Source organism: Pseudomonas sp. TH41 (assembly GCF_016650695.1).
Taxonomy (GTDB): domain Bacteria; phylum Pseudomonadota; class Gammaproteobacteria; order Pseudomonadales; family Pseudomonadaceae; genus Aquipseudomonas.
On the sequence record NZ_JAEKFH010000005.1, the window covers coordinates 597,029 to 615,171 of the forward strand.

9 protein-coding genes are annotated in these 18,143 nt (G+C 61.6%); 6 read left to right on the forward strand and 3 right to left on the reverse strand.

Going from position 1 to position 18,143, the window contains the following annotated elements; translation table 11 throughout:
• Positions 1–31 precede the first annotated feature (31 nt).
• Positions 32–967, reverse strand: coding sequence for a KpsF/GutQ family sugar-phosphate isomerase (locus JFU37_RS21235; RefSeq protein WP_201118278.1), 936 nt, complete (start codon positions 965–967; stop codon positions 32–34).
• A 389-nt stretch (positions 968–1,356) separates the two neighbouring features.
• On the opposite strand from JFU37_RS21235, the gene JFU37_RS21240 reads away from it, so the two are divergent.
• Genes JFU37_RS21240 through JFU37_RS21265 form a run of 6 tightly spaced genes read left to right on the forward strand, consistent with a single transcriptional unit; the run spans position 1,357 to position 9,074 of the window.
• Positions 1,357–3,387, forward strand: a complete 2,031-nt coding sequence (locus JFU37_RS21240; RefSeq protein ID WP_201118280.1) for a capsular polysaccharide biosynthesis protein — start codon at positions 1,357–1,359, stop codon at positions 3,385–3,387.
• Positions 3,387–4,646: a capsular polysaccharide export protein, LipB/KpsS family gene (locus tag JFU37_RS21245; protein WP_201119491.1), complete on the forward strand. Its 1,260-nt coding sequence runs from the start codon at positions 3,387–3,389 to the stop codon at positions 4,644–4,646. The genes JFU37_RS21240 and JFU37_RS21245 overlap by 1 nt, the downstream gene beginning before the upstream one ends.
• The gene (locus JFU37_RS21250) at positions 4,643–5,419 is read left to right on the forward strand and encodes an SDR family NAD(P)-dependent oxidoreductase (RefSeq protein ID WP_201118282.1); all 777 of its coding nucleotides are present in this window, start codon (positions 4,643–4,645) and stop codon (positions 5,417–5,419) included. Before JFU37_RS21245 ends, JFU37_RS21250 begins: the two co-directional genes overlap by 4 nt.
• Before the next feature lie 4 nt (positions 5,420–5,423).
• Entirely contained in the window at positions 5,424–6,974 is a 1,551-nt protein-coding gene (locus tag JFU37_RS21255) for an LTA synthase family protein (RefSeq protein WP_207201685.1), read from the forward strand.
• The gene (locus tag JFU37_RS21260) at positions 6,967–7,578 is read left to right on the forward strand and encodes a GNAT family N-acetyltransferase (protein WP_201118284.1); all 612 of its coding nucleotides are present in this window, start codon (positions 6,967–6,969) and stop codon (positions 7,576–7,578) included. The genes JFU37_RS21255 and JFU37_RS21260 overlap by 8 nt, the downstream gene beginning before the upstream one ends.
• The gene (locus JFU37_RS21265; RefSeq protein ID WP_201118286.1) at positions 7,575–9,074 is read left to right on the forward strand and encodes a capsular polysaccharide export protein, LipB/KpsS family; all 1,500 of its coding nucleotides are present in this window, start codon (positions 7,575–7,577) and stop codon (positions 9,072–9,074) included. Before JFU37_RS21260 ends, JFU37_RS21265 begins: the two co-directional genes overlap by 4 nt.
• On the opposite strand, the gene JFU37_RS21270 is transcribed toward JFU37_RS21265, so the two are convergent.
• On the reverse strand, positions 9,069–10,418 hold the full coding sequence (locus JFU37_RS21270) for an aminotransferase class I/II-fold pyridoxal phosphate-dependent enzyme (RefSeq protein ID WP_201118289.1): 1,350 nt from the start codon (positions 10,416–10,418) through the stop codon (positions 9,069–9,071). The two genes, JFU37_RS21265 and JFU37_RS21270, sit on opposite strands and share 6 nt — an antisense overlap.
• Before the next feature lie 8 nt (positions 10,419–10,426).
• Positions 10,427–18,004 carry a type I polyketide synthase gene (locus JFU37_RS21275; RefSeq protein WP_201118298.1) on the reverse strand — a complete coding sequence of 2,526 codons (7,578 nt, stop codon included), beginning with the start codon at positions 18,002–18,004 and terminating at the stop codon, positions 10,427–10,429.
• Positions 18,005–18,143: the final 139 nt, after the last annotated feature.

Genomic DNA, 18,143 nt, shown 5'->3' on the forward strand with positions numbered 1-18,143 from the left:
TGCTACTGACTTTAGCCATTCAAACGAACGCTCAGTCAAAAATCTCCACAACCCCCACCACCTCATCACTCCCCTCTGCCATCACCAGCAGCGCACGAATCTTGTGATCCAGCATATAAGCCTCAGCCTCACTCAACTGCGCATTCGCTTTCACGGTATGCGGGCTGGCGGTCATGAAGCTGGCGACGCTTTCATTCACCACACCCGGATTGCCCAGCAGTGCCCGGCGCAGGTCGCCGTCGGTGACGATACCGACCAGTTTGTCGTTGTCCATCACCAGGGCCAGACCCAGGCGGCTGGAGGTCATGACCAGCAGGCAGTCGTGGAATGAGGTGTCGCGAGTGACTTTGGGGAGGTTGGTGTGCATCACGTCGCTGACGCGGGTCAGTAGTTTGCGGCCGAGGCTGCCGCCGGGGTGGTAGCGGGCGAAGTCCATCGGTTTGAAGTCGAGGGCGCTGATCAGGGCAACGGCGAGTGCATCGCCCATAGCCATGGTGGCCAGGGTCGAGGTGGTGGGTGCCAGGTTGTTCGGGCACACCTCGCGCTCGACCGAGATGTCGAGCCAGATGTCGGCGTGTTTGGCCAGGGTGGATTGGCCGTTGCCGGTCATGGCGATGATCTTGTTACCGAAGGACTTCAGGCTCGGGATCAGCTTGATCACTTCTTCGGTTTCGCCGCTGTAGGAAATCAGGATCAGTACGTCAATCGGCTTGAGCATGCCGAGGTCGCCGTGGAAGGCTTCGGCCGGGTGCAGGAACAAACTTGGGGTGCCGGTAGAGGCGAAGGTGGCGACCATTTTCTGGCCGATCAAACCGGATTTGCCCATGCCGCATACCGCCGCACGGCCTTTGCAGCCGAGGATCAGTTCTACGGCGCGCTGAAATTCGCCATCCAGGCGTTCTGCGAGTTGACTGATGGCTTGCGCCTGGGCGCAGAGTGCTTCTTTGGCAATTGGAAGGTGATTCATGGGGGACACTATCGCTCCTTGATTTTGAAGGCGCGTATGGTAACGGCTCAATGCCAGCGAGGGAATGTTGATCTCCTGGCCGTAGGAAATTGCCAGCGGGCGCTATGAAAACTGATTCCCCATGAAAAAAACGAAACCAGCCTCGAATAGTCAAGCGCTGAAAATAGGGCAGGACGCCCGCTCGTCGGACTGTTTAAACCACAAACCTGAGATGTTAAAAATTCATCAAATAGGTGAAAAAAAGTCGTAAGAAACCCCCTAGTTTTACGAGTGGCAACGTGCCATTTGTATTATCATTTGCGCCAAATTTTGATTAAGCATTTTTTCAGACACGTACTGATTCGTGGCTGACACAAGACTGCGCTCGTTATGGATATCCGCTGTTTTTTATGGACAATGCCGCTCCACCGCGTCGCTCTTTGCTGATTCTGTCCAAAGGCGCGCAACAGATCTCTACCCTCCCCACCTTGCTGCCCGAGTATCGGCTGCTGTGCGGGACGGTGCGCGACATTGCCCAGGCCGATGATGTCCTCGCGTGGGGGCGTAAACCTAGCGCATTGCGCGCGCAGGCCGTTGCTAAAGATGCCGGTTTGCCCCTGCTCACTGTCGAAGACGGTTTTCTGCGCTCGGTGGGGCTGGGTGCCGAAGACCCGCCGTTGTCGCTGATTGTCGATCCGCTGGGTATCTATTACGACGCCACCGCGCCGTCTCGTCTGGAACAATTGATTCCCGTCCCGCTGATGCAAGCGCAGATCCTGCGTGCCCGGGCCTTGCAAGCAAGCTGGTGCGAAGAGCGCGTGTCCAAATACAACGGCGCTCGGATTGAAGCCTGCGTATTGCCGCAGCCGTGTGTGCTGGTGGCCGATCAGACCCGCGGCGATGCCTCGCTGCAAGGAGCCACCGCCGCTGATTTCGAGCGCATGCTCGAAGCTGCGCTGACCGAGCATCCGCACAGCACAGTGGCGGTCAAGGTTCATCCGGACGTGGTGGCCGGGCGCAAGCAAGGTCACTTCGACCTGGCGAAGCTGCGCAAGCATCCACGGGTTCATTTGATCAGCGATAACCTGCACCCGGCCGAGCTGATGCCGAGCGTCCAGGCTGTCTACGTGATGACCTCACAACTGGGCTTCGATGCACTGTTGTGGGACGTGCCTGTGCACACCTTTGGCATGCCGTTCTATGCCGGCTGGGGTTTGACCCTTGATGCCCTGCCCGCCCCTGCGCGGCGCCAGCCCGTCAGCCTTGAACAATTGCTGCATGCCGCGCTCGTGGAGTACCCGCGCTACGTCGACCCGGAGACGGCCGCGCCGTGCGAACCCGAAACCGTACTGGCATGGCTGGGCCTTCAACGAAGAATGCGCAGTCGGCTGCCCGAGAGCCTGCAAGTGGTTGGCTTCAGCAAGTGGAAACACCCACTGGTGCTGGATTTTTTCAACGGGTCATCCATTCGGTTCCTTGGACGTTTCTCCCGACGTCGTCTCGCCACACCGGTCATTACATGGGGCTGTCATCACGACACGCCATTGACGACGAAAGCTGGCAACCACCTCGGCCGCGTCGAAGACGGCTTCCTCCGCTCCGTCGGCCTGGGTGCGAAGAAAACCCGCCCACTGTCGTGGGTGTTCGACGACCTGGGCATTTACTACGACGCTACCCGTCCTTCGCGCCTGGAACACCTCTTGCAGAACGAACCGTGGAGTTCAGGTTTGCTGCAACGGGCCACGGCGCTACGTGAAGCGATCTGCGCCGCCGGCGTTACTAAATACAACTTGCCCGGCACCACGTGGAAACGTCCCGCCGGTGTCGAGAAAGTGATTCTGGTACCGGGCCAGGTCGAGTCCGACGCCTCGATTCGCTACGGCGCGCACCGGATCCGGCGCAATCTTGATTTGCTCAAGGCGGTGCGCCAGCGCCACCCGTTGGCGTGGCTGTTGTACAAGCCACATCCAGAAGTATTGGCCGGCACTCGCGAGGCCGGCGAAGGCGAAGAACGCACCAGTGACTGGTGCAATCAGGTGGTGGGCGATGTGCCCTTCCACCAGCTGTTGTCCGAGGTCGATGAGGTGCACGTACTGACCTCGCAATCGGGCTTCGAAGCCTTGTTGCGCGGCGTGCCGGTGACCACTTACGGCCAGCCGTTTTATGCCGGCTGGGGGCTGACCCGGGATCTGGGCATGAGCCCTGAGGTCCAGGCACGCCGCACCCGGTGCCTGAGCCTGGACGAATTGGTGACCGCGACCCTGATCCGCTACCCGACTTACGTCAGCCGCATCACTCGAAAATTCACCACCCCCGAACGCACGTTAATCGAGATTCAAAACTGGGATGAAGTACCTACGCAAGGAAGGCCTCCAACATGGCGAGAGATGATTCAACACTGGGTCCTCAGCGCTTTGAAACCACGCCCAAGAAATTCGTAGTGCCGGTCGAACGCTCCCAGCGTCAGGTCTCGGTGAAGCCGCGCAACTCATTCCTGTTTCTGCAGGGTGTCAGTTCGCCGTTTTTCGCACGCCTGGTGCAGGCACTGCGAGCCGAGGGACAGCTGGTCAAGTCGGTCAATTTCAACATGGGCGACACCCTGTACGGCAGCGGCGCGCGGGTATTTTATTCGGCGCGGCCCGAGCAGCTGATGGACTTCTACAGCCAATGTTTCAGGGCGGACCACATTACCGACGTGGTGCTGTTCGGCGACTGCCGTCCGGTGCATCAGCCGGCGGTGGAACTGGCCAGGTCGCTGGGCATTCGCGTGCACGTCTTCGAAGAAGGTTACTTCCGCCCCTACTGGATCACCCTTGAGCGCAATGGCGTGAACAATCACTCGCTGCTGCCCCGTGATCCGGACTGGTATCGGGAAGTCGGCAAGTACATCCCGCGTTATCACAACGGCGATTCGTTTCGCCTGTCCTTTGCCTCTCGGGCTTTCCACGATGTGATGTACCACGTCGGCGGCGCCTTGAACAAAGTGGTGTTCCCCCATTACCAAACCCATGCGCCGTTCAACGCGGCGGTGGAGTATGCCGGCTACATTCGCCAGGGCATTCGCCTGGTCAGTGCCAGGGGCCGCGATTCCGAGGTCATCAGTGAAGTGGCGCGTAATCGCCATCGCACCTTCCTGTTGCCATTGCAGCTGGACAGCGATGCGCAGATCCGCGATCACTCGCCGTTCAAGCACATGAAGGATGTGTTGAAGCACGTAATGGGTTCGTTCGCCCGCCATGCCGGCAGTGACACCCGCCTGGTGGTCAAGAATCATCCCCTGACCCCGGGCATCGTCAACTATCACCGAATCACCCGGCGCATTGCGCAAAAACTCGGCATCGCCGATCGCGTGGACTTCCTCGAAAGCGGCCACATGCCGACGTTGCTGTCCCACGTCGCGGGCGTGATCACGGTCAACAGCACCGTCGGCGGTTCGTCGCTGATGCACAACGTGCCGACCATCGCCCTCAGCGACCCGATCTACAACCTCAAGGGGCTCACCCACCAAGGCAGCCTCGACGATTTCTGGCACACGCCGGAACCGCCCGACACCACGCTGTTCCAGCGCTTTCGCAGCACTGTGATTCACACCACCCAGGTCAACGGCGGTTTCTATACGCGCTGCGGCATCGACATGGCCGTGAACAACTCGCTGGAAGTGCTGATGGCCAAAACCTCAAAGATTGAACGGTACCTATGACGCTGCACAAAAACCCACGCTGCATTCTTATTACCGGGGCCACGGGTGGCATCGGCGGCGCGCTGGCACCGGCGTATGCTGCGCCTGGCGTGACCTTGATCTTGCAAGGCCGGCGCACCGAGCGCCTGGAAGAAATGGCCGAGCAATGCCGCGCTGCCGGCGCCCGGGTCATCCTGCACGCGCTCGATGTACAGGACCTGGTTGCGGTGCGCGAATGGATGACCCGGATCAGCGAAACCGAGCAACCTGACCTGATCATCGTCGGTGCCGGGCTCAATACCGCCGCGGGCCCAAACTCGGAAGATGAAGTCTGGGATCTGTCCCAGGCCGTGATCGAAGTGAACGTCATGGCGGCCATCGCGACCGTGCAGGCAGCGTTGCCGGCCATGCGCGCTCGAAAGCACGGCCAGATCGCGCTGTTCAGTTCCCTCGCCGGTTGGCGCGGGCTACCCGCCACACCCAGCTACAGCGCCAGCAAAGCGGCGATGAAGGCTTACGGCGAAGCCATGCGCGACCTGGTGGCCGCTGACGGCGTGCGGATCAACGTGATCATGCCGGGTTATGTCGAATCGAAAATGTGCTTTGAAATGCCTGGACCGAAACCGCTGCTGTGGAACCCGGACAAGGCCGCGCAGCGGATCCGTCGCGGCCTGGCAGCCAACCAGGCACGCATCAGTTTCCCCTTCCCCTTGAACCTCGGATGCTGGGCCCTGGGCGTGATTCCCCCACGGATGTCATCTGTCATTTTGCGATGGCTGGACTACGGTGCCTGATTTCTTGAACAGTCCTTTTACCTGGGTTATCGCGGTCGGGTTTGTCCTGACCTGTCTTCTCGAAGCGTTGCTGATTCCCCGCCCGACGTTGCGTCGTCCACTGCGCAGCTGGCTGCTGCATGCCGGGGTGTGGCTGTTTGCGCTGGCCGTGCTGTACACGATCACCGGGCGCCCTTATTTCAGCGCGGTGAACGCCCTCGCCCTGTGGCTGCTGATCGTGATGGTGAGCAACGCCAAGTATCACTCGCTGCGTGAACCGTTCGTGTGCGCGGACTTTGAATACTTCAGCGACGCGGTGCGTTTTCCGCGCCTGTACCTGCCCTTCTTCGGCATCGGCAAGACCATCGCGCTGGCCCTGGCGTTTATCGCCTATCTTGCGTGCGGACTGTATTTCGAGCCTGCTGCCCCGCAGGCGCAGCACGTTGGCCTCGCGACGCTGGCGGCCGCCGTGTTGTTGCTGATCCTCGGCGGCATCAAGCCTTTGCAGCCGACTTACGATGCCAGCCTGGACTTGACCCGCTGGGGTCTGGCCGCCAGTCTGTGGACCTATTTTTGCGCGGCACGGCGCAAGGTCGCCATCGACCCATTGCACTCTCCGTTCGCCCTCGATCCGCGTCAGGCGCCTGCCCCGATGGGCACCGCGCTGCCGGATCTGGTCTCCGTGCAGAGCGAGTCGTTTTTCGATGTTCGTCGGTTGTGGCCGGGCATCCGCGAGCAGGTGTTGAGTCACTACGACGTGTTGCGCGGCGAAGCGCTGGCACACGGTCGCCTGCAAGTCGCCGCCTGGGGCGCCAATACCGTGCGCACCGAGTTCGCCTTTCTTACCGGGATTGCCGGAGACAAGCTCGGCGTGCACCGCTTCAACCCGTATCGCCATCTGGCGCGCCAAGGGTTGCCGAGCATTGCCGCCGAAATGAAACGCAAGGGCTACCGCACCGTGTGCATTCACCCGTACGACGGTAGTTTTTACGGTCGCAACAAGGTGCTGCCGGCGCTGGGTTTTGATCAGTTCATCGACCAGCGCAGCTTCAACGATTCGCAAAAAGCCGGGCCGTTCATTGGCGATTGTGCGGTGGCCGACAAGATCACTGAATTGCTCAACGACAGCACCCGCACTCAGCCGTTGTACATCCATGCCGTGACCATGGAAAACCACGGCCCGCTGCAACTGGAAACCGTCGATGCCGCTGAGTTGCCGACCTGGTTCGACCGCCCGCTGCTGGATGACCTGCGCGATCTGGCGCCGTACGTGCGGCACGTCAGCAACGCCGACCGGATGCTCGGCCAATTGCGCGAGTGCCTGATGTCGCGACCGACCCCGACCGGGCTGTGCTTTTTTGGCGACCACGTGCCGATTCTGCCCGAGGTGTATGCCGCACTCGGTGCGCCGGATGGCGATACCGACTATTTCATCTGGTCCAATAAAGTGCCCGGCAGCCGCGCGGCCACGTCACTGGCAGTCGAACACCTGGCCAGGACGTTCGTCGACCAGCTAAGTCGCGCCAAGGCTGTCAGCAAACCGCTGAGCCACGCCCAGACTGCCCTCCATGACTGAGAGCGCCCACGAGGCGCTACGGATTGTCCTTGGCTCCGGTTTGCCGGAGCGTGACGAGGCGATTGCGCGGCTGATCGCCTCGGGTCGTAGTTCGCTGGCCTTTATCCTCGGCGATGAAGCCTGCCGCTATCGGCTGCTGGCCCGGGCGATCAACTGGGACCGGGTTCTGATTGCCTATCGCGGCCCCACCGTGCTCGGTTATGCCGCGTTCAAGCACCATCGACGTGGACCGTTCTCGCCGGGTTTCGGCCCTTTCCGGGATGAGTTCGGCCGTCTTCGCGGTGGTGCGCGCTACCTGCTGTTTATCATTACCGAATGCCGCGAGTGGTATTACGGGTTCTACCTGTATGGCCTGCGCGTGATCAAACCGGCACGCCATCAGGGCGTAGCCACCGCGCTGCTGACAGAGACATTCGGGCAAGCCCGTCAAGCGGGCTACGACAGAGTTGAGCTTGAGGTTCAGGTGAAAAATCAAAACGCCCAACAGCTCTACACCCAGCAAGGTTTCGTCCGGGTGCGCACTACACCGGTGAATTGGCTCGGTCGGTTGCTGCCCTTCCCTGCGGTGGTGAACATGCGCCGCACACTGAAGCCCCAGCCATGAAGCGCGCCAACCTGAATCAATCGCTGGTCGAAGGGCCGGGCTGGATCGGCATCATGTCCCAGTGGGTCATGTGGCGGGTTTTTCACCTGAGCGAATTTCTCGACCCGGAAGGCAAGCCGTCATGGCTGTGGCGGCGTGGCGCGAAAAAACCCAAGGGTCTCAAGGCGATTTCCGGGATTGGCTACAAGCGCTCGTCGGACCACGCCCGGGTACTGTGCAAGCGCTGGGACATTCCCTACATCGCACTGGAGGACGGTTTTCTGCGCTCCTCCTCCCTCGGGGTCGAGGGCGATACGCCGATGTCGATGGTGGTCGATCCGATCGGCATTCACTACCTGGCGGATCGTCCTTCGCTGCTGGAAAACATCCTCCAGCAACCGCAGCAGCTGACGGCCGACGAACTGGCCACCGCCACCGAGCTGATCGCGCTGATTCGTAGCAGTTGCATCGGCAAATACAACAACGCCCCGGACCTGAGCGACGATGACCCATTGGGTCGGGACACGCCGCTGGTGCTGGTGGTAGATCAAACCTACGGCGACTTTTCGATTCCGGGTGGCGGCCTGTGCGAGGCGGATTTCATTCGCATGCTCGATGCAGCGCTGGCGGAAAACCCCGGTGCCGACGTTCGCGTACGGATTCATCCGGACTGCATGAGCGGGCACAAGAAAAGCTGCTTGCTCGACGCGGCGAAGGCGCGCGGCGTAACGCTGGAAAGTCGGCCGGTGTCTTGGGCTTCGCTGGCACGTCGGGCCGCGCGCGTGTACATCGCCACCAGCCAGGCCGGGCTCGAAGCCCTGATTCAGGGCGTGCCGGTGACGTGCTTCGGGCTGCCCTTTTATGCCGGCTGGGGTTTGACCGATGACCGTCTGGCCATCTCGCGCCGGCAAGCGCGACCGACGCTCGAACAGTTGGTCGCCGCAGCCTACGTCCGCTATTGCCGCTACGTTGATCCGTTGACCGATCAGCGTTGCGACGTCATGACCGTGGCCCGGCAACTGGCCCGGCAAAAACAACAGGACGCGCAATTTTCCGGCTCGGTGACGGTGCTCGGTGTGCCTCGACACCAACAACCGGCCATCCGCAGCTTTCTCAAAAGCCGCTGGGGCCGCGTGCAGTTCACCCTTGACAACACCGAGCTGATGACGAAAGTGGTTCGCGAGGACGGCAAACTGCTGGTTTGGGTGGGCGGTGAAGCGGCTGATTTGCAGGAGCGCGCCGCGGCGTACGGCGTACCGATTTGGCGCATCAGTCCGGACGCGATGCCGTCACCGGGACGCCGCGCACCGGCCTCGCTAGTGGTGGATCGCAGACCGCACCACTCAATAGCCGGGCGACGGAAAATGGTGTCAGACGCCGATGTGCAGCGACTGGCGCAGGTTCGCGGCATGCCCTGCAGCCCGGAACACGGTGCTTGTCCCGAGACGGGTTTGCTCGACAGCTGCGCGCGTTATCGACAGGTCCGGCGCTACATCAAAGGCATGCTCGGCCTATAGCTTTTGCAGTTCCTGCGCCACGGCGCTGACGGTGTCGGCGATCTGCTCCGGCGTGTGCAGGCACGACACGAAGAACCGGACACGGGCCGCTTTCTCCGGCACGGCAGGATGAAGGATCGGCTGGGCGTTGATGCCTCGACGCGACAAGGCCCAGGACAATTGCGTGGCTTTGAGTGAGCTACCGGTAATCACCGGAATCACCGCCAACCCGGTGCTGGTGCCGGTGTCCAGGCCCGCCTCTTTGGCCAACTGCAAAAACTGTTGGCCTCGGGCCTGAAGCGTCGCCACCCGCTCGCGGTCGTCACGCAGGCAACGCAACGCGGCCAGCGCCGCGGCGGCCACCGGTGCGGGCATGCCGACGCTGTACAAGAAACCCGGCGCCAGAAACTTCAGGTGCTCGACCAGCGCCGCTTCGCCGGCAATGTAGCCGCCACAGCTGGCCAGGCTTTTACTCAAGGTGCCCATCCAGATATCCACGTCACCGCCGGCCAGGCCGAAGTGTTCGCGGATGCCCTTGCCCGTCTGCCCCATCACGCCCAGCGAGTGCGCTTCATCGACCATCAAAAATACTTTGTGTTTTTTCTTCAGCTCGACAAAACGCGGCAGGTCCGGGTAATCACCGTCCATGCTGTAGATGCCTTCAAGCACCACCAGCACGCGTTCGAAATGCTGACGCTGATCGCTCAGCACACGGTCGAGGGCTTTCCAGTCGTTGTGCGCAAAACTCAGGCGACGCGCGCCGGACAATTGCACACCTTGTAGCACGCTGTTGTGGATAAGTTCGTCATGCAGGATTAAATCCCGCGGGCCGAACAGGTAGCCGATGGTCGTCACGTTAGTCGCATGGCCGCTGACAAACGTAATGGCGTCCTCCACTTCGTACAGATCAGCCAGCTCGCGCTCCAGCTCACGGTGGATCGGCCGGTCGCCCGAGACCGGACGGCTGGCGGACACCGACGTCCCGTAGTGATCAATGGCCGCTTTCGCCGCCGCCGTCACTGCCGGGTGCCCGGAGTAACCCAGGTAGTTGTAGCTGGCGTAATTCACATAACGGGCGCCCTGGATCACGGTTTCCGCGCCCGCCAACCCTTCATGCAATTTGAAGAACGGATTGGTCAGCCCGAAACGCGCCGCGCCGTCGAGCATGATTCGCAGCTGCTGATAGCCGGGGTGCTGATCGAAACGATAAAACTGTTCCGGCACGCTGTGCGCCGCAGCGCTCACGCCCTCCAGCGAAGGCCCTGGCGCGACATCAGTCGTCTGGCGCAGGCGCCGTTCCAGGGCTTGCTGGATCAGCTTGTCTTTCATCGAAGCGGCAAGCCCGGGGGAGGATTTATTGGTCATAGTCCGAATCAGTTAATCAAACGAGTGAGGTTGGAATCCTGGCCATTGAGGCCATCGCTCAATTGCGCAATATCCTCCCGGGACAGCTCCGCGCCGTGACGCGACAGCGCATCGGCCGCCCGCGATTGCAGCGTATCGACGTGGTCCTGCAACTCGGCGTGCTCTGGGTTGCCACGCAGCAGTTCGAGAATCCGTCCGGTCAATTTGGCGATGCTGGAGGTTTCGCTCAGTTCCATCACCGGCAGGCGAATCCCGAAACGCTCCTCGACTGCGACCACCAACTCGACACTCATCAACGAGTCCAGCCCCAACTCCTGCAGCGGACGGTTGATCTCGAGTTTGTTGGCCGGCAAGCGCAGGATTTCGCTGATTTCCTGTTTGAGCATTTCACCGAACAGCTCCGTCAGTTCCTGTTCATTCAGCTCGACCAGCAAACGCTGAATGTCGTCGACGTCGCTTTCCTCGCCCTGTTCACCGCCATTGAGACGGGCCAGTTCACTGAACTTCGGCGTGTTCGCCGCCGGCAGGAAACGCGACAGCGCTTTCCAGTCGAGCTCCAGCACGCCGAGCCCGGAACGCTGTTGCAGGAGCAGTCGTTCGAGGGTGTCCAGCGCCACTTGCGAGAGCAGCGCCGAGCCGCCCATTCGACTTTGCAGGGCGTCTTTGATGCCCTCGTTACGCGCGAGGAAACCCGCATCGTCAATGGCGCCCCACAGCACGCTGGTCGCAGGCAGACCGAGCGCCAGGCGATGGCGGGCCAGGGCTTCGAGCCAATGGTTGGCCGCTACGTAGTTGGCTTGACCCGGGTTGCCGAACAACGTGGTTGCCGAGGAAAACAGCACGAAGAAGTCCAGCGCCAGGTGCGCGGTCATTTCGTGCAGGTATTGCGCGCCCTTGGCTTTGGGCTCTAGTACCCGTTGCACGTGTTGTGGGGTCAGGTTGCGAATCAGCCCGTCGTCGAACACCGTGGCCGCGTGCACGACACCGCGCAACGGGTGGGCACTGGCTTCGATACGCGCCATGACCGACTTCAATTGCGCGGCGTCGGTGATATCGCACGCCAGCGCTTGAACCTCGATACCCTGCTCGCGCCAGACCGCCAGCATTGGCTGCGCTTCTTCGGTGGCGGCGCCACGGCGACCCAGCAACACCAGATGACGCGCGCCTTTTTCCACCAGCCATTGCGCGGTGCGCAGGCCAAATCCGCTGAGACCGCCAGTGACCAGATAAGCGCCATCGGCCGACAGCTGCAACGCTGGCGGCTGAGCCACCGGTGCACTGAAGACCTGTTGAATCGGCGTGCGATAGGTGACGACGATTTTGCCGATCTGCCGCGCCTGCTGCATGTAGCGGAAGGCTTCGACGACTTCATTGGCATCGAAGACGCGGTACGGCAGCGGCGTCAGGAAGCCGTCCTGGAACAGACCCATCATTTCGCTGAACAACCGGCGGGTCAGCAGTGGACGCTCGCTCATCAGCTGATCGGCATCAATGCCGAAGTAGCTGATGTTGTTGCGGAACGGTCGCAGGCCAATCTTGGTGTTCTGATAGAAATCGCGCTTGCCGAGCTCAAGGAAACGCCCGAACGGTTTGAGCACTCGCAGGTTGCGGTTGATCGCCTCGCCCGCCAGCGAGTTGAGCACCACGTCCACACCCCGGCCATCAGTGATCGCCAGAATGTCGTCGGCATACGCCAGCGAACGGGAATCAAACACGTGCTGGACGCCGAGCAGGCGCAGGAAGTCCCGCTTCTCGTCGCTGCCGGCCGTGGCGTAAATTTCGGCCCCACACCATTTGGCGATCTGGATGGCGGCGATGCCGACACCACCGGCCGCGCCGTGGATCAGGATCTTCTCGCCAGGCTCAAGCCGCGCCAGGTAATGCACCGCGTAATAGACGGTAAAGAACGTGCTCGGAATAGTTGCCGCCGCTTCGAACGACATGCCCTCAGGAATGCGCGCGACGGCGTTGGCATTGGTCACCAGACGGTTGGCGAAGCTCGACGGGCCGAACCCGACAACGCGGTCGCCCGGCTGAAAATCCCCCTCGACCACCGCGCCTTTACCGCGCACCACACCGGCGAATTCAAAGCCCAGGGTTGGGCCGGAAAAGCCGTTTTCAATGGCGTCATCGGAGAGCAGACCCAAGGCATACATGACGTCCCGGAAATTCAAACCGGTGGCCTGGACTTCGATGTCCAATTCATCGCCGGCCGGCATCAGCGGGGCTCGGCTTTCCCAGCGCAAATTGCGCAGCTGACCTGGCAAATCGAAGCCCAGCTTGATCTGGGTGGGTGCATGCTGGAGCGTATCACCCGGCACGTCATTGGGCTGGATGCGCAAACGGGCAACGTAGCGATCACCCGCGGCGCTGATCGCCAGTTCGGTTTCATCATCGGCCTGCAACAGCGCTGGCAGCAGTGCTTCGACACCGCAGTCGGTGGCCAGGTCGAGCAAGCGCACGCGGCACCCGACCGCCTCGTTGGCCAGGGTTCGACCGAAGCCCCACAGGGCTGCATCAGCCAGCCCTTGCACGGTGCTTTTGGTTCGAGCGCCAACGGGCAGCAAATGAACGGCGGCGCCAGAGGTCAGCAGCCAGCAATCCGGCGCAATGCCCACCACCTCACACGCCTGAGTGATCGCGGCGGCCAGCATGCAACGGTCTGCCTGAGCATCCAGCCCTTGCGTGGCGAACAGGCCGGCCAGCATCACCACGTGGTGCGGTGTGGCACCGGTGAGACGCAATTGATCCGCCAACCCGGTGGCAGAATCCGGGGCCAGCAGCGCAACGTCCTGACCCTGCTCGCGCAAGAGCGAAGCCAAGGCGCGGGCAAATGGCGCGTCCGCGCCCTGTTCGCTGGCCACCAGCAACCAGTTCTGGCGCGCCGGTTCAGCCTCAACTTCAAGGGTCTTCGGTGTGTGCGCAGCCGCCACCAACAGGTAGCTGCCGCAAGCCGTGTGAGGGATCAGCTCCAACGGCTCGGACACGTTGAGGCCATGACGCTGCAATTCCTGCTGCCAGAAACCTGGACGCTGTTGCACCGACAACCGTTGCTGTCCGTGCCCGGCCAGCCACCAGGACGCTTGCGCGCCGAAGATAAAGTCCGCCCAACGCGCGGGGTGTTGCGCCAACAACAGCAGTTCACCGTCGGCGCAAAGGCGTGTGGCTACGTGTTGCAGGCCTAGGCTGACCGCTTCCAGCGGCGCCAGGTCCGTGGTGACCAGCACCAGATCGAAGTCATTGCCCGGCACCTTCGGCAATTGCGCGAAATCGGCCAGGGTCATGATTTGCAACTGGGCAAAGTCCGCCTGAAGCATCGACACCTGATCAATGCTTTCAGCGCAGTACTGATAGTCAATGCGGTCGAAGTCCAGCGTCGCAGCGAGGTCAGCGGCCAGTGGCACACCGTCAAAACCCAGCTCAACAATACGCAAACGCTGGCCGTCAGGCAGCACGCTCAGGCATTCGGCGATGTGCGCGCGCACGCTGCCGAGCAAGGCGTGATAGCCGGCAACACTGAGTACCTGGCGAGTCAATTGCGCCGCAGAGGTTTCCCGTGGCAGCAGTTGCGCGATGCTCACTTGCCCGCTCAACAACACCAGCAGATGCACGCCGATACGGCCGACCGAATGGATGATCTGGAAGTGTTCGGGATAGCTGCGGAACAGTTCCTGCCAAATGTCTTGCGCGCTCGCTCGCTCGCCTTGATCGGCCGCTTGCCAGTTGCCTTCAGCGGTCAGGAGCAGGCTGCCCTCTTCCACCGCCAGCGCCAGCAAATGATCGAGGTAACCCGACAGCGCATGCGCCTCCGGGCCCCAGCTCGAACGCTGCTGCCGCGAGAGTTCACCACCCAGTTGCTCGATGGCTTCCCAGAGGAAACTGCCGCACAGGTTGTCGAGCAGCGGATCGATTTCATTGGCATAACGGGTCAGCGCCGGATCGTCCGCAATCGCGGCAATCTGTTGCTGCAAGGTCGCGCCCAGCAGCGAGCCCCTCATCGGAGAACGAGGGCCAGCGACGGGATAGGGTTTGGCAATCCCGACGAAGTCCACCAGTTTCAGGTCGCCGCTGCGATCCTTGTGCAGGCGCACACCCCGGAAACGCGCGTCCTTGATGCAGATGACCGCACGGCCTTCGGCGTCGTACAGCGTGAAGTCCGCCAACAGCGAATGTTCCGAACGACGCACCAGCCGCAGCTGTGCCAGACACGGCGGCAGGCTGCCCGTTGCGAACGAGATACGGCCGAATTTGACCGGTATGAACGCCAGGCCCTTACGGCTCTTGGCGTCGCTGCCAAGCAGTTGGGTGATCAACTGGAAAGCACTGTCGAGTAATGCCGGGTGCACATGCAGGCTCGTGAGCTCCGCCTCGATCAGGTCCGGAACGGTCAGTCGAGCCAACACTTGATTGTCGTCAATCCAGCCGTCTGTTACCGCCTGATAGGCCGGGCCGTAATTGAGACCAATCGCACGGGTCAGCGCCAGATGATCCGCCGAGGTGAAGTCCGGTGCGCGGTTCGGCAAGGCCGGCGCGGTGCCGGCGAGCAAACCACCGCGGGCTTCGCCGGGAAATCTGGCGCTCACATGTTGAACCCACGGTTCGGTCTGGGCCGTGCTACGCGAAACGATGGACAACGCACCGTCGGTGCTGTCGACCACCACTCGGACCTTCTTCGAGGAATCGGCGTGCAACAACAACGGGCTGTGGATTTCCAGCTCTTCGATTTCCACGTACTCGCCCGGCTGATACTTCAATGCAGCGGCCAGCGCAACTTCGGTGAAACCGGCGCCTGGGAACAACACGGCGTCGCCGACCATGTGGTCGCCCAGCGACGGGAACAGCTGGGTGTCCAGGCGATTGTCCCAGGTCAGTTCATGCCCGGGCAGCGCGTAGCCCAACAACGGGTGAACCCGCTCGCGCTGAAGGCGACCGGAAGACTCGGGTGTCTCCGGGTGCCAATGACGCTCGCGTTGCCAGGCGTAATTCGGCAACTGCACGAATCGACCGGTGCGCGGAAATAGACGCTGGTGCTGAATGTCCACGCCGGCGATCAAGACTTTCGCCACGGTGCGATCGATCAGTTGCGGGGTTTCTTCGCCACGCAGATCCGTCGCGATCACGACGGCTTGCCGTTCCTGACGGTTGTGCGCGTCGGCCACGTACGAACGCAGAATCGGATGCGGACCCACTTCCACGAAAACGTTATAGCCCTGCTCGGCGAGTTTTTCGGTGGCGGACTGGAACAGCACTGGCAAGCGGATGTTTTGCCACCAGTACTCGGCGTCCAGGCGTTCACCGGCCAGCTCGTCGCCCGTCACGGTCGAATACATCGGAATGCGCGATGGCCCTGGCGCCACATCGCTCAACACGTCGATCAGCGCATCACGGATCACGTCCATGGCCGGCGAATGGAACGCGTAGTCGAGGCCTAGACGCCGAACGAAGACCTGTCGCTCGGTCAGCGCCTGTTCCAGAACGTCCAGTGCGGCTTGCGGACCGGCGACTGTAGCGCCCTTGAAGCTGTTCTCACCGGCGACCACCAGGTCGTGGTGCAGGTTGAGCGTTTGCAGCAGGCTGGCGGTGTCTTCGCCGGAAAGACCGACCGCCGACATTTGCCCGCTGCCTTTGGTCAATCCTTGCAAACGACTGCGGTGGTAAATAACCCGCGTGGCATCCTTGAGGGTCAGGGCATTACAAGCCCAGGCGGCGGCGACTTCACCCACGCTGTGCCCAGTGACGGCCATCGGCAGAACACCTTTTGCAGCCAGCATCCGCGTGATACCGACCTGCAACGCAAACAGTGCCGGTTGAGCAATCTCGGTCAGTTGATAGCGGTCTTTGCCATTGTCGCCGGCCAGTTCCGCCCGCAGCGAGTAACCCGCCAGCGGTTCGAAAATGGCGTCCACCTCAGCCACGGCACTGTGGAAAACTGGGTCGGCAAGCAACGACTTGCCCATGCCTTGCCACTGCGAGCCATTGCCGGAATAAACGAACACCGGGCCTTTCGGTTGCTCCAGCGCCAGACCGCTTTCGAGCACCGCCGACAGGCTTGGCACCCCGGGATCGGTCGCGAAATCGAGCAGTGCCTGAGCACTCTGTTGAGCATCGGCGCCAAACACCACGACACGCTGGGGGTGAATGTCGCGACGCACCAGTGACTGATAGGCAACGTCGTAAAGGCTTGCCTCGGCGGACCCGGACAAAAACTGGGCGAACTGCTCCGACTGAGCGGCCAGGCCAGCGTGGTCCTTGGCCGACACAATCAGCGGCACCGGGTGATCGGTCGAGGCTGGCGCCTCATCGGCCTGCGGCGGGCTTTCCAGAATAACGTGCGCGTTTGCACCGCCGAAACCGAACGAATTGACCCCGACCACCAGTTTGCCAGTGGGCTTGAGTGCCTGGGTTTCGGTGACGACCTGCAAGTTGAGGTCGGCGAACGGGATGTTCGGGTTGAGCTTAGTGATGCCGATGGTGGCCGGCACCTGGCGTTCAATCACGCAGAAAAGCGCCTTCATCAAACCGGCAACGCCGGACGCGGCTTCAAGGTGGCCGATGTTGCTTTTGATCGAGCCGATCAGCAGCGGCTGGTCGGCCGGGCGTTTCTGGCCGAGCGCTTCGCCAATGGCGCGGCTTTCAATCGGATCGCCGACCGGTGTGCCGGTGCCGTGCGCCTCAAGGTAATCGATCTGCGTGGCGTCGATGCCGGCCGTGGCGTACGCCTGCGTCATCAGCGCGCTTTGCGCTTCGGCACTCGGCACGGTCAGACTCGACTTGCGGCCATCGGTGTTCGCCGCAGTGCCGGCTACAACCGCCAGGATCTGATTGCCGTCCGCGACGGCCTTGTCGTAATCCTTCAGATAGAACAGGCCCGCCCCTTCGGACCGGACATAACCGTCGGCGGATTCATCGAAAACATGGCATTGGCCTGTGCGCGAGAGCATCGACGCCTTGGAAAAAATCAGGAAGCCGAACGGGTGAAGGTGCAGGCTGATACCGCCGGCCAGCGCCTGTTCGATATCACCGTTCTGAATCGCCTGGCACGCCTGGTGAAACGCAATCAGAGAAGACGAGCACGCCGTGTCGATGGCCATGCTCGGACCTTGCAGGTCGTAAAAATAAGAGAGCCGGTTGGCTGCAATGCTGAAGGTGTTGCCCGTGGCGGTGGCCGCTTCGATCGCCGACAGGTCATGGGCCAACCGGTAGCTGTAATCGACGCTGGCAATGCCCAGGTAAACGCCGCAATCGCTGCCGCGCAGGCTCGAGGGCTTGACCCCGGCGTTCTCGAACACTTCCCAGCCGAGCTCCAGCAACAGGCGTTGCTGAGGATCCATGATCGCGGCTTCTCGCGGGGAAATATTGAAAAAGCCTGCGTCGAAGGTGGAGATATCGCCCAGCGAGCCAGACGCGAAGGTATAGGACGTCGCCGGGTTGGCCTTGTCCGGGTGCAGGAACTCGTCTTTGGACCAGCGCGAAAAATCTGCTTCGGTGATGAAGCTCTGCCGATCTAACAGGTGCGGCCAAAAAGTTGCAGAAGTAGAGCCTGGAAAACGGAACGACGTCCCTATGATTGCAACTTTTTTACGCATTGCTACGAACCCTTTTCATGCCCAACCTTTTTCCAAAGGTTGGGCAACAATCAACTTCCATTAATTTAAATGCTGGGTAACCGGCGACACCTTATAAAAGGTCGCGTCGCTAAATCCTGCTCGTACTCAGCCAGCGTCC

Coding starts and splice junctions, on each gene's coding strand:
- JFU37_RS21240 (WP_201118280.1), top strand. CDS start 1,357: ATGGACAATGCCGCTCCACCGCGTCGCTCTTTGCTGATTCTGTCCAAA.
- JFU37_RS21270 (WP_201118289.1), bottom strand. CDS start 10,418: ATGACCAATAAATCCTCCCCCGGGCTTGCCGCTTCGATGAAAGACAAG.
- JFU37_RS21250 (WP_201118282.1), top strand. CDS start 4,643: ATGACGCTGCACAAAAACCCACGCTGCATTCTTATTACCGGGGCCACG.
- JFU37_RS21265 (WP_201118286.1), top strand. CDS start 7,575: ATGAAGCGCGCCAACCTGAATCAATCGCTGGTCGAAGGGCCGGGCTGG.
- JFU37_RS21235 (WP_201118278.1), bottom strand. CDS start 967: ATGAATCACCTTCCAATTGCCAAAGAAGCACTCTGCGCCCAGGCGCAA.
- JFU37_RS21260 (WP_201118284.1), top strand. CDS start 6,967: ATGACTGAGAGCGCCCACGAGGCGCTACGGATTGTCCTTGGCTCCGGT.
- JFU37_RS21275 (WP_201118298.1), bottom strand. CDS start 18,004: ATGCGTAAAAAAGTTGCAATCATAGGGACGTCGTTCCGTTTTCCAGGC.